Raw genomic sequence first — 11841 nt, forward strand, 5'->3', positions numbered from 1 at the left:
GTCAGTACGAACGCACTGTGAGGCCGTCGATCCGCTCGAAGTGATCGACGTTTCTCGTCACGACCGGATAGTCGTGGACGAGTGCCGTCGCCGCGACCATGACGTCGGTCTCGTCGATCGGTTCGCCCGACGAAACGAGGTCCGCGTTGATTCGCCCCGCACGAATCGCACACTCCCGATCGAACGGGAGTTCGTTGACATCCGTGAGCAACTGCCGGACGCTCGACCGCTCGTCGTCCGTCGCGTCGGCGAGGTGAATCCCTTCGGAGAGCTCCATCACGGTGACGGCACTCACGAACGGTGTCCCCGTCGTATCGACGTCTTCGATCAGGTCCGCAACGTCGCTCGAGCCCCGCAACACGTCGATGAGAAACGTCGAATCGAGGATCATCCGTCCAGTTCGTCGGCGAACTCCGCGACGCGTTCCCGATGTGTCTCGGTGCGTTCCTCGCGGCGACGGTCCACGATCGCCGCTAACTCGTCGGCGGTATCCTCCTCGAGCGCACCGTGGTACTCTGCGAGTGTGACGCCACCCGCCAACCGCCGGACGACATCGCTGAAGCTCTCTCCTTCTCGCTTGTGCGCTTTGAGCTTCTCGTACGCGTCGTCCGCCAGGGAGATCGTTTTCGTCCCCATATCCCTGTGTACGTGCATACACAGGTAAAAACTGTCGCCGGGTCGATTTCACCGTCGTGATCGGTTACTCCCGCAGCGCGTCCTCGCGTTCGGTCGCCTCGAGCGTCTCGGTCTCCAGATCCGTCGCGACGACCGCGGGTTTGTACGCGCCCCCCTCGAAGAGGTCGTGGTCGCTGACCGAGGACTCGACGAACCGGGTGAACGCGCGGCGGTTCGGGGGCAGTTCGCCGTAGACGACCTCCTCCTCGACGAGGTCGTAGACCGGGATACGCGGCGTCAGGAGCGTGTTCTCGCCGACGACGCTGTTCTCGCCGACGACGAACTCGCTCGTGACGCGACAGCCCGCGCCCAGGGAGACGCCGTCTTCGATAATCACCGGGGCGTTCTCGACTGGCTCGAGCACGCCGCCGATGAGGGTGTTCGCGCCGAGTTTGACGTCCGCGCCGATCTGGGCGCAAGAGCCCACCGTGTCGCAGGAGTCGACGAGCGTCCCGTCGCCGACGTAGGCTCCGATGTTGACGAAGCTAGGGCTCATCATAATGCAGTCCGAGCCGAGGTACGCGCCGCGACGGATCGTCGTCCCGTCGGGGGTGTTTCTGGTACCGCGATCGCCGAGATCGTCGGTATCGCGCAGCGGCAGCACGTCGTAGTGGTCGACGCTGCCGTACTCGTAGGCACGGTTCTCCCGCAGCCCGAAGTTCAGCAGGATACCCTGCTTGACCCACTCGTTGGCCTCCCACTTGCCGTTGTTCTTCTCGGCAGCGCGGACCTCGCCGTCCTCGAGGGCCTCGAGGAACGCCTCGAGCGTGTCGAAAGCGTCCTCGTCGGCCGTCTCGGCCGTCACCTCGCCGCTGTCGTATCGTGACCACAGCTGCACGATGTCGTTCTCGAGTGAACTCATTCGTCGATCACGTCCGCAAACTCGTACCGCCCGGCCTTTCGTCCTGCGATCCAGGTCGCCGCGTCGACCGCACCCGCCGCGAAGACGCCGCGGTCCTCGGCGCGGTGGGTCAGCCGCAGTTCCTCGTCGTTGCCGGCGAGGACGACCTCGTGTTCGCCGGTGATGGTGCCGGCCCGCAGGGCGTGAACTCCGATCTCGCGTTCCTCGCGTGGCTCCTCGCCCTCACGGCCGTGGTTTCGGCCCGTGAACTCGCCGTTTGCCTCGATCTCGGAGAGCAAGCGATTCGCGGTGCCGCTGGGGGCGTCGCGTTTCCCGTTGTGGTGGGTCTCGACCAGTTCCACGTCGTAGCCCGGCAGGTTTCGGACCGCCTGGCCGACGACGTTGACGAGCGCCTGCACGCCGCGTGCGAAGTTCGGCGCGTGCAACAGCGGGATCGACTCGCTTGCAGCCTCGAGGTCGGCGAACGCCTCGTCGCTGAAGCCGGTCGTGCCGGTCACGAAGCCGACGGGCGCGTCGGTCTCGGCCTCGGCGCAGGCACGGGCGTACTCGAGTGCCGACGCCGGGCCGGTGAAATCGACGACGGCATCGGGCTCGCGTTCTTCGAGGAGAGTGTCGATCTTTCCGGCGGGTTCGACTGTCGTCCCGTCGACGGTCACCCCGTCTGGCTCGCGGTTGATCGCGAACGCGACCTCACAGCCCTCACGGTCGCGAACGGCGGCGACGACCTCCCGTCCCATCCGGCCGGTCGCGCCGGTGACGCCGATCTCGACGGTCATCGGCCCGCCTCCGGCCCGCCGTCGGCGGACGTGGTCGACTCCGCGTCGCTCCTCTCGAGGTCGGCGAGAACGGCCTCGAGGTCGTCGCGGTACTCCTCGGACAGACGGGACAGCGGCGAGCGCAGCCGTGCGGGACCGTAGCCACGGATCGCCATCGCTTCCTTGACCGGAATGGGGTTGGTCTCGACGAACAGGTGCCGGAACAGTGGTCCGAGTTCGTGGTGGAGTTCGCGAGCGCGGGCGTAGTCGCCGTCGAGCGCGGCACCGACCATCGCACACGTGCGTTCGGGCTCGATGTTGGCTGCGACGCTGATCGCGCCCGTCCCGCCGACCGAGATGGTCGGCAGCGTGAGCGCGTCGTCGCCCGAGAGGACGGCGAACTCCTCGCTACGCGTGCCCTCGGCGATCTCGCCGATCTGTCCGAGGTCGCCGCTTGCAGCTTTGTACCCCACCACGTTCTCGTGACTGGCGAGTTCGATTGCCGTGTCGGGCTCGATAGATCGGCCCGTTCGCGACGGGACGTTGTAGACGATCTGTGGCAGGTCGACTGCGTCCGCGATCGTCTCGTAGTGGTCGATCAGCCCGCGCTGTTCGGGCTTGTTGTAGTACGGCGAGATCAACAGGAGGCCGTCCGCACCCGCCTCGGCGGAGCGCTCCGAGAGTTCGAGTGCCTCGCGGGTGTTGTTCGACCCCGAACCCGCGATGACCGGCACGTCGTCGACGGCGTCGATGACTGCCTCGACGACCTCGACGTGTTCGTCGTGGGACAGCGTCGCCGACTCGCCGGTCGAGCCGACGGGGACCAGGCCGTCGACGCCGGCGGACTCGAGTCGTTGTGCGTCCTCGCGAAGGGTTTCGAAGTCGATGCGTTCGTTCTCGTCGAAGGGCGTACACATTGCCGGATAGACGCCCGAAAGGTCGATATCGTGTGTCATGGGTCTGTCGTGTCGGTTGGTCGGTCGTGTGAACGTCGGGCCGGGGTCGCGCCCGAGACGAGGTCGCCACGCTCGCCTCGAGCACTATCGGGCGCGTTTTTTATCGACCGGTTTCAGAAAAGGAACGGAAACCGCACACGCTTCGCTCCCCGCGGCACGATCCGAGCGGCGAGCGGAGCGGAGCATACGCGATACCGCGAGCGGAACGGACTTATGGATTACGCTCTCCGCCGATTTGGCCTCGATCGGTCGAGCGGCAGTGGTGGTGGCGGTAGTGGTGGTGGCAGTAGTGGTGGTGGCGGTAGTGGTGGTGGCGGTAGTGGTGGTGGCGGTAGTGGTGGTGGCGGTAGTGGTGGTGGTCTCACACACCGCCAGTCTCGAACTCGAGGATCGAATCGATTCGCTCGCGTGACCTGACTCGCTGGGAGACGGTTCGTATTCGAAACGGGACCAGTAGCGAAAGGAGAGTACGCCACGCCGTCCGGCGGTCAGCCGTCGGTCCGTCCCACGAAATTTATACCTCCTGATTGCTTACGGACGCCTATGACAGACTTCGGATTGAAAGTACGAATGTTCATCGTCGGCTCGATGCTGGCGGCGCTGTACCTGTTCGTCGGCGCTGTCGGGCTGGCGTTTCTCGGCGAGCAAGCCTGGCCGATCGTCCTCCTGCTTCTGATTACGTTCCCGTTTATCCAGTACAAGATCGGGACCTGGTCGGCGACCAGAAAGGCCGAAGAGATGCCCGAAGAGGGACAGTACGCCGACATCCATCGCATGACCGAGTCGCTCTCGCGCGACATGGGGGTCGACAAGCCCAAGCTGATGGTCCAGCAGATGGGCGTCCCCAACGCCTTCGCGACCGGCCGCAAGGGCAACGGCGTCGTGGTCGTCAGCGAGGAACTCATCCGGCTGCTGGATCGTGACGAACTCGAGGGCGTCATCGCCCACGAGATCGCTCACATCAAGAACCGTGACGTGTTGATGATGACGGTCGGCAGCTCCATCGGGATGATGGTCGGCTACGCCGTTTACTTCGTCTACGTGTTCGCAGGTGAGGACAACCCCGGCGGCTTCATCGTCGGAATGATCCTCTCGATGTTCGCCCAGATGCTCGTCACGATGCTGGTGATGGCGATCTCGCGGTACCGCGAGTACGTCGCCGACGACGACGCCCGCCAGTACATCGGCAGCGGCGACCCGCTCGCTCGAGCGCTCGAGAAGATATCGAAGGGAGCCGAGAACCGCGAGTCGACGATCGACGAGGGGCAGGCCGCGCTCTGTATCTTCAACTCCGAGCGCGGGCTGTTCGAGTCGCTGCTCGCGACCCACCCGCCGACGGAGAAGCGCATCGAGAAGCTCCGGAGCTAAACCGGCTCGAAGTTCCGACCCCAACGCGACCCCGTTCGTCTCGTTTTCGGCGCTCGTTGCCGTCGGAGCCGCTCTCGCGTCGCGATCGGCGAAATCGTCACGATCGACGTGATTTTTACGGTACCACGTCACACTCCTAGCTGTGACCGAAATCCATCCGGACCAGCGCGTCGCGGTACTCGTCGACGCGCAAAACCTCTATCACACGGCACAGAGCCTCCACAGCCGAAATATCGACTACTCCGCGTTGCTCGAGAAAGCCGTCCAGGATCGGCAACTGACGCGTGCGATCGCGTACGTCATCCGAGCCGACGCCCCGGAAGAGGAGAGCTTCTTCGACGCGCTGGTCGATATCGGCTTCGAGACAAAGATCAAGGACATCAAGACGTTCTCGGACGGCTCGAAGAAGGCGGACTGGGACGTCGGGATGAGTCTCGACGCGGTGACCCTCGCGAACCACGTCGACACGATCGTCCTCTGTACCGGCGACGGCGACTTTTCGCGGCTCTGTTCGCACCTGCGCCACGAGGGGATTCGCGTCGAAGTGATGGCCTTCGAGTCCTCGACAGCCGAGGAACTGATCGAAGCGTCCGACACCTTCCTCGACCTCGGAGAACGCCACGAAACGTTTTTACTTTGAGCCACTCGTCGACGCCGTCCCGACCACGCCTTGCGGACGCGCCGGTCGGGACGGGCAGTCGGCCCGGGAGAGGCGATCGGTAGGACGAACTCCGATCGCTCGAGCGACCCGTTCGCGAACGATCGAAAGCGAGTCCGGCAACTCGTCGAGAACGGACCGGTAGAACGAGACGGTACGGACGATACTGACTGTGCCCGTTACCGTTACCGTCACCGCCCACCGAACCGGAGACGCCCCCTGGCTTGACTGACCTGACTCCCACTCAGGCAGACGCGGCCACGCTTGCCTCCCGTGCCAGCGTGACCAGCAACGCGCCGGCACCGATCACCAGCGCGACCGCAGTGAGGACGTAACGCAAACTCGAGTCGATCCGCTGCCGGTTCGACGAACGTCAGGAAACCGACCGCGAGCAACCCCGCCCCGATTGCGACCTGCGTGTGATCCATTCGTCCGACGATAGAGAGCCGACCCATATAACGTTCCTGGTCCGACGGCGCGAAACGAACCACCCCACATCGATGGTCGACGGTGACACGCCAGCGAAGACGAAGGGTTTTCGCCTTCGAGAGAGCAATAGAGCCCGATGAGCGAACCAGCAGACGGGGAGACGGGACTGGCAACGCTCCGAACGATCGCCGACTACCAGTTCGGCGCTGGGGCGGGCGAGGCGATGTTTCCAACGGAGTCCGACTCGTTGACGATCAAGCGAACCTCCTCGGGCCGTCCACAGCAGGTCCACGCCGACGACGGGCGGATCGCGTCGTTCGGCACCGACGGCCGGTTTACACTCGGGCTCGAGGGCGGCCGGCGACTCGCGGCGGCGCTCGAGGCACCTGCCTATCGGGTCGTCGTCGACGACGAGAGCGAGCCGTTCGTCCGCGAGGAGAAGAACGTCTTCGCGAAGTTCGTCCTCGAGGTGGGGCCGGCGATCCGACCGGGTGACGAGGTGCTGGTCGTCCACGAGCGCGGCGAGTTGCTCGCGGTCGGGCGCGCGGAGTTGTCCGCCGAGGGGATCGCGGAGTTCGAGACGGGGATGGCGGTCAACGTTCGCGAGGGTGCACCGGCCGACGGGTCCTGATCACGATCGTCGCCGTTTCGGTCGACGACGGAATCGTCGACCACGGTCAGAACTGGACTGGGCTCGGGTCGGCGGCAGTTTCGTCCCGCTCGTCCGCGGGGCGGATGCCGAGCCGCGGCCCGTAGCGGTACACGAGAACGACGACACCGAGTGCGGCAAGCAGGATTGCGGCGTCCGTCGGACGACCGGACGGAACGCCGCCGATGGCGAACAGGCCGGCAAGCAAGAGCGTGGCCCGTACCGGCCTCGGCGACAGTTCCCGCAACCCGACGGCCAAAGCGAGGTACGCGAGTCCGATCACCGCCCCGCCGACGACGTCGGCCGGATAGTGAACGCCGAGTGCGATCCGAGAGAAGCAGACGAGCGCGACGACGGCTCCGCAGACGACCGCCCGTGTTCGTCGCGTTCCGTACGGCGCATCTAGCACGACCAGCCCCCAGAACACCGTCGCCGCGACGGCGTGCCCGCTCGGGAAACTCGCCGACCCGAAGCCGACGCCGAGATCGTACAGCGGGCCGAGACCCACCGGCAGCGCCTCTCGAGCGAGCGGCGGGTCGACAGGAGGTCGATCGATCGAGAACAGCGGCTTGAGCGAGACGAAAACGCCGTAGCCGCCGATTACGATGCCTGGCCACGTGTCGATCGCCCGCGTCCGCCATCGACCGGTGTGCAGAAACGCAGCCGTGACGGCGGGTGCGATCACGTAGATGCTCCCCAGAAACGAGACGAGCAAAACGGCGATCGCTACCCGACCCGACACGGCGTTCCGAACGACTTCGACTGTCGTCGCGTCGAACCACATCGGCGAACGCTGCGACGGGAGACACAAAGACGGTCCCGGGGGGTTTTCCCGCACGGAAACTCCGACCGAGTCTTTATATTGTCAATCGTCGAACCATCGGCCCAGCGATCCGTCCGCGATCAGTCCAGTGTCGTCCCCGGTCGATAGCGACAGCCGCTCGGCCCCTCCACTCGTGCTGTCACGGAAACCGTTTACCATCGAGATGTGTGTATGAGCGCGTTCGCCTCCGCCCTGGAATTCGTCGTCGAGTTCGTCCACGTCGTCGGGCTGCCGGCACTGTTCGTCGTCTTCGTCCTCAAGGGTGCGCTCGTCGGCAAGATACTGCCGACAAGCGTCGTACTCTCCGGGTACGTTGCCGCGGTCGGCCCGACCTATCCGACCGCGGCGGGAATCGTCGTCCTCGTCTCGGTTGCCCACGTGATCGGCCAGGTCGCTGTCTACGCTGGCAGCAGGCGGTACGGAACGGATGTCGTGTCGATCGTTCCGTACGTCGATATCGATCCCGAGTCAGCACAGTTCCGGCGGGTCGAGCGCTGGTTCCACCGGTACGGCGGGATCGCCGTCTTCGCAACGAACGTCGTTCCGTGGAGTCGCGGGCTGATCGCCATCCCGGCGGGCGTCAGCGGCTACCCGAGCGGTCGGTACGTCGTCCACGTCGGAGGGTCGGCACTCGTCTACCACGCGGTCTACGTCGCCGTCCCGCTGGTAGGACTGGCACTGCTGGCGTAGTGGCTGGGCCATCTCCCGTATCCGTCGGGGTCCGACGGCGGTGGCGGTGACGGTGGAACGACAAACTAAAAGGTCGCGCGCGGCGACGTGTCGGGTATGTTCGGAGGAGGCGGCGGCGGACTCAATCCGCGCAAGATGGAACAGATGATGGAACAGATGGGGATCGACGTCGACGATATCGACGCCGAAGAGGTCATCATCCGCACGGGCGAGCACGACCTCGTGTTCAGCGATCCCGAGGTCACGAAGATGGACGCCCGCGGCCAGGAGACCTACCAGATCATCGGCTCGCCGGAAGAGGTCGAAGCCGGCAGCGCCGGCGGCGACACAGGGACCACCGAGGACGACAGTTCCGGCATCCCGGACGACGACGTCGAACTCGTCGCGACCCGTGCCGGCGTCAGCGAGGACGAGGCCCGCGACGCCCTGAAAGCCAACGACGGCGACCTCGCCGCGGCCGTCGAGGACCTCGAGTAATACGTGAGCGAACCCGAGCGCGAGCACGACGCGGACACGGAGAGCGAAGCCGGCGACACAACCGACCGCAACCCCGTCTTGCTCGTCCGTGGCGACCGCGAGTTCCTCGTCCAGCCCGGCGAGGAAATGGGCACCGATCTCGGCGTTCTCGAGGTTCCCGACGACGTCGAGCCCGGGCAGACTCTCGAGACTCACCTCGAGGAGGAGTTTCACGTCCGACGGCTCCGTGGCCCGGACCTGTTTCACCACTTCGAGCGGACGGGCGCGCCGATGGTCCCGCGGGACGTGGGGCTGGTAATCGGCGAGACCGGCATCTCGCGAGGCGACCACGTGCTCGACGCCGGCACCGGAACCGGCGTCCTCGCGGCCTCGATGGGCCGCGCGGGGGCCGAGGTCGTCACCTACGAGCGTGACGCCGACTTCGCGGACGTCGCCCGAGAGAACATGGAACTGGGCGGGGTCGCCGACGACGTCGACGTCCGGACGGGTGACGTCGTCGACGAACTCGAGAACCTCGAGTCCTCGTCGTTCGACGTGCTCACGCTCGATACGGGCGACGCAGCCGACGTCGTGGCCCACGCGCCCGACCTGCTGGTCGACGGCGGCTTCGTCGCGGTCTACAGCCCCTTCATCGAGTCGACCCGTGAAGTCGTCGAGACCGCCCACGAGGCCGACCTCGCGAACGTCCGCACGCGAGAGACCATCCAGCGCGAGATGCAGTTCGACGACCGCGGCTCGCGGCCGTCGACGGCTCCCGTGGGTCACACGGGGTATCTGACGATCGCGCGTAACGAGTAACGACTTCTGTCGAGAGGGTTTTGGAACCCACTCGGTCGAGAGCAGTTACTCGGAGTCGAGCTCTCGAGCGTCCAGTTCTCCCTGTAGATACTGTTCTCCTTCGCGCGTGATGTCGTAGACGCCGTTTCCGAGATGAAGCGCCAGTCCGTACGAAACGAGCGTCTTACAGCGCTGATTGATTCAGATATGAGTGAGGACGCGATACGCGAATCGAATGCATCCAACGATCTTCTCGTCGAGCTCATCGAAACTGTCGACGAATACGGTGGTGACAGAAACGAGTTCCAGCTATACGACGTCGTCGATGTCGTCGATGTCGATGCACTCGAGCGCGTCGTCACATCACCATCGCAATCATCGGAGCCAGTTGAAGTTCGACTACCCGTTCAGGGTATCCGACTTGCGGTAACTGGCGAGGGTGTCGACGTACTGATGACTGATGAGACGAAACCGAAGTAAGCCGTCGTGTTGCTCGGACTGACTACGACGTTAGACGAAATGTATCGGCTCAATTATCGTCTTCGCGCCACTTGTGTTCGCACTCCGAGCAGATGAAAAAGCGCGTCTCGGACTCGTCGGCCGCGCGGATCTGTTGCATGTACCAGTAGGCGCGGTCGTGACCACACTCGGGACAGTTCGCGTCGGTCTCGGGCAGGGAGGTCTCCTCAGAGGACTCGATGATCTCACTTGCTTCCTGACTGTCCGTGACGACGTACTGGTCGGCGTCGCCTTTCGGTTCCGTATAGCCACAGCTACCGCACTCCCAGAGGCCGTCGTCGGCTTTCATCATCGAACCGCATTCGTCGCAAAATTCCATGGTTGTGCTGGCTACGTCGGTCGAGGGTCTTAAGCCACCCGTTTGCCGTCTCACTGCTCGGACCCGTCTCGAAGCCGCCGTCCGACTCGAACCGGCGCTGGACACCGAACAACGAGTGAACGGGACGTTCCGGCTGTACAACTACAACGATTTGCACACTGATCGCCGATCCGTCTGGCGAGCAGGTACGCACTGACCTGCAGTGACTACTGTAGCAAGCAAGACGACGCGTCCTCGAGTTCGTCCTGGCGGCTCTTCTCGGCGTCGGGTAGTCTGGTGTTTCGGAGGGCTCCGAGGGTGCTTCCGGAGTACTTCGATTCGAAACTATAACGGCGTCGCCGACACTGGCTTCTCACGAGTGCCAGTACGAACCCTCCTCGAGAGAGTTCTCGCGTTGTTCGCCGTCGACCGACGAGTGCTCGCGCTCGCGTTCGCGCGGATGGCCGACGGGATCGGTAACTCGTTTCTGATCGTCGTCATCCCGCTGTACGTCGGCAGCGACATCATCGGCGGCGCGACGTTCGGACTCGAGGAGGCGATGATCATCGGGATCATTCTCTCGCTGTTTGGCTTTCTCAACAGCAGCTTCCAGCCGCTGACGGGCCGGCTCTCGGACCGGAAGGGAAAACGGAAGCTGTTCATCCTGATCGGACTGGCCGGGCTCGCGGTGACGAACCTGACCTACGTCTTCGCGCAGACCTACGCCCAGCTCGTGCTCATTCGCGGATTACAGGGAATCAGCGTCGCCTTCATCATCCCCGCGTCGGTCGCGCTGGTCAACGAACTCGCGACGACCGGCGATCGCGGCGGAAACATGGGAGTCTACAACACGTTCCGGCTGATCGGGTTCGGAGCCGGTCCCGTCGCTGCCGGCACAGTCGTCAACCTCGGCCCCTATACGCTGCCGGGTGGCGCGACCGTTACGGGTTACGACGCGGCGTTCTACGTCGCGACTGCGGCGGCCATACTCAGCTACCTGCTGGTGACCGTGTTGATCACCGACCCCGAGTCGACGAACGCCAACGCGGGTGCGGACCTCTCGATCGACGTGTTCGATCGATCGGGATCGAAGCTGTTCGATCCGATCTTCACGCTCGGTGTCGCGTCGCTTTTCATGGCGACCGCGATCGCGCTGTTTGCGACGATCCAGCCCCAGATCAACGATCGGCTCGGACAGGGCGCGACCTGGTTCGGTCTACAGTTCGCGGGGTTTGTCATCGCCCAAATCCTGTTACAGACGCCGATCGGCCGGGCCTGTGACCGGTACGGCCGCCGTCCGTTCATCGTCGGGGGAATGATACTGTTAATTCCGTCGACGCTCGTCCAGGGGTTCGTCCCCACTTCCGAGACGATGTTTCTCGCCCGGCTCGTCCAGGGAATCGCCGGCGCGATGGTGTTCGCACCGGCGCTCGCACTGGCCGGGGATCTCGCGGGCGAGGGCGAATCCGGCTCGAAGCTCTCCGTGCTGACGATGGCGTTTGGCTTCGGGATCGCCATCGGCCCGCTGTCTTCGGGCGCGTTGGTAGGGTATGGCTTCGCAGCCCCGTTCGTCTTCGGCACCGTGCTCGCGACGCTGGGTGCGATCCTCGTCTACACGCAAGTCGAGGAAACCCTCGAGGCGACGGCTCCCGTCCCGGTCGTCGGTGACGACTGACGCCAGGACTGATACGAACTGCCGTAATTGAATACCGCAGTCTGTCTCGGAAGACGACGAGAGTTACCTGTGCGTACAGACTGCAGTCACCAGCGACGCACACGTAAGTTCGGGGAAGAGTTGACCGACAACCAATACTGTTTATACGAAATCAAGGAGAATACCTGCGGCTTTAGCCGCAGGATGAATCCGACAACTTGGAATCAGCCCACCTTCGACACTCCAGTTCG

At 64.4% G+C, this 11841-nt stretch carries 16 protein-coding genes and 1 pseudogene; 9 read left to right on the forward strand and 8 right to left on the reverse strand.

The features are described 5' to 3' along the window. Position 1: 1 nt before the first annotated feature. The 5 genes from C446_RS09675 to dapA all read right to left on the reverse strand — a co-directional run bounded on the left by C446_RS09675 (position 2) and on the right by dapA (position 3248). Positions 2-391 (reverse strand): type II toxin-antitoxin system VapC family toxin, encoded by a 390-nt coding sequence (locus C446_RS09675; protein WP_006672909.1) that lies wholly within the window; start codon positions 389-391, stop codon positions 2-4. Next, positions 388-636, reverse strand: coding sequence for an antitoxin VapB family protein (locus C446_RS09680; RefSeq protein ID WP_006672910.1), 249 nt, complete (start codon positions 634-636; stop codon positions 388-390). Before C446_RS09680 ends, C446_RS09675 begins: the two co-directional genes overlap by 4 nt. Positions 637-700: 64 nt before the next feature. After that, on the reverse strand, positions 701-1537 hold the full coding sequence (locus tag C446_RS09685; protein ID WP_006672911.1) for a 2,3,4,5-tetrahydropyridine-2,6-dicarboxylate N-succinyltransferase: 837 nt from the start codon (positions 1535-1537) through the stop codon (positions 701-703). Continuing rightward, complete coding sequence (dapB, locus tag C446_RS09690) at positions 1534-2313, reverse strand: 4-hydroxy-tetrahydrodipicolinate reductase (RefSeq protein ID WP_006672912.1); 780 nt, start codon at positions 2311-2313, stop codon at positions 1534-1536. Before dapB ends, C446_RS09685 begins: the two co-directional genes overlap by 4 nt. Beyond that, the gene (dapA, locus tag C446_RS09695) at positions 2310-3248 is read right to left on the reverse strand and encodes a 4-hydroxy-tetrahydrodipicolinate synthase (protein ID WP_006672913.1); all 939 of its coding nucleotides are present in this window, start codon (positions 3246-3248) and stop codon (positions 2310-2312) included. The genes dapB and dapA overlap by 4 nt, the downstream gene beginning before the upstream one ends. A 235-nt stretch (positions 3249-3483) precedes the next feature. On the opposite strand from dapA, the gene C446_RS18005 reads away from it, so the two are divergent. The 4 genes from C446_RS18005 to C446_RS09715 all read left to right on the forward strand — a co-directional run bounded on the left by C446_RS18005 (position 3484) and on the right by C446_RS09715 (position 6334). After that, positions 3484-3660, forward strand: coding sequence for a hypothetical protein (locus C446_RS18005; protein ID WP_169331362.1), 177 nt, complete (start codon positions 3484-3486; stop codon positions 3658-3660). A gap of 131 nt (positions 3661-3791) precedes the next feature. Beyond that, a complete protein-coding gene (locus tag C446_RS09700) occupies positions 3792-4616 on the forward strand; it encodes a M48 family metallopeptidase (protein ID WP_049920139.1) in 825 nt (274 codons plus the stop codon). A 142-nt stretch (positions 4617-4758) separates the two neighbouring features. Further along, positions 4759-5256 (forward strand): LabA-like NYN domain-containing protein, encoded by a 498-nt coding sequence (locus C446_RS09705; protein ID WP_006672915.1) that lies wholly within the window; start codon positions 4759-4761, stop codon positions 5254-5256. A 583-nt stretch (positions 5257-5839) separates the two neighbouring features. Further along, positions 5840-6334, forward strand: coding sequence for a PUA domain-containing protein (locus C446_RS09715; protein WP_006672917.1), 495 nt, complete (start codon positions 5840-5842; stop codon positions 6332-6334). A 46-nt stretch (positions 6335-6380) separates the two neighbouring features. Here the strand turns inward: C446_RS09715 and C446_RS09720 are convergent, their stop codons facing one another. Continuing rightward, positions 6381-7136 carry a phosphatase PAP2 family protein gene (locus tag C446_RS09720; RefSeq protein WP_006672918.1) on the reverse strand — a complete coding sequence of 252 codons (756 nt, stop codon included), beginning with the start codon at positions 7134-7136 and terminating at the stop codon, positions 6381-6383. Positions 7137-7346: 210 nt separating this feature from the next. Between C446_RS09720 and C446_RS09725 the strand changes: the two genes are divergently transcribed. The 3 genes from C446_RS09725 to C446_RS09735 all read left to right on the forward strand — a co-directional run bounded on the left by C446_RS09725 (position 7347) and on the right by C446_RS09735 (position 9140). Continuing rightward, entirely contained in the window at positions 7347-7865 is a 519-nt protein-coding gene (locus tag C446_RS09725) for a DedA family protein (RefSeq protein WP_006672919.1), read from the forward strand. A gap of 96 nt (positions 7866-7961) precedes the next feature. After that, entirely contained in the window at positions 7962-8342 is a 381-nt protein-coding gene (locus C446_RS09730) for a nascent polypeptide-associated complex protein (protein WP_006672920.1), read from the forward strand. 3 nt (positions 8343-8345) lie between these two features. Next, complete coding sequence (locus C446_RS09735; RefSeq protein WP_006672921.1) at positions 8346-9140, forward strand: methyltransferase domain-containing protein; 795 nt, start codon at positions 8346-8348, stop codon at positions 9138-9140. Positions 9141-9185: 45 nt separating this feature from the next. Here C446_RS09735 and C446_RS20605 read toward each other — a convergent pair. After that, positions 9186-9320: pseudogene (locus C446_RS20605) on the reverse strand (MarR family transcriptional regulator); the annotation flags it as partial. A 6-nt stretch (positions 9321-9326) separates the two neighbouring features. Here C446_RS20605 and C446_RS09740 point away from each other — a divergent pair. Continuing rightward, positions 9327-9599 carry a HalOD1 output domain-containing protein gene (locus C446_RS09740; RefSeq protein ID WP_006672922.1) on the forward strand — a complete coding sequence of 91 codons (273 nt, stop codon included), beginning with the start codon at positions 9327-9329 and terminating at the stop codon, positions 9597-9599. A gap of 49 nt (positions 9600-9648) precedes the next feature. Here the strand turns inward: C446_RS09740 and C446_RS09745 are convergent, their stop codons facing one another. Next, positions 9649-9957, reverse strand: coding sequence for a transcription factor S (locus C446_RS09745; RefSeq protein ID WP_006672923.1), 309 nt, complete (start codon positions 9955-9957; stop codon positions 9649-9651). Positions 9958-10315: 358 nt separating this feature from the next. Between C446_RS09745 and C446_RS09755 the strand changes: the two genes are divergently transcribed. After that, entirely contained in the window at positions 10316-11611 is a 1296-nt protein-coding gene (locus C446_RS09755) for an MFS transporter (protein ID WP_006672925.1), read from the forward strand. The last annotated feature ends 230 nt before the right edge of the window (positions 11612-11841 follow it).

Source organism: Halobiforma nitratireducens JCM 10879, assembly GCF_000337895.1.
Lineage (GTDB): Archaea > Halobacteriota > Halobacteria > Halobacteriales > Natrialbaceae > Natronobacterium > Natronobacterium nitratireducens.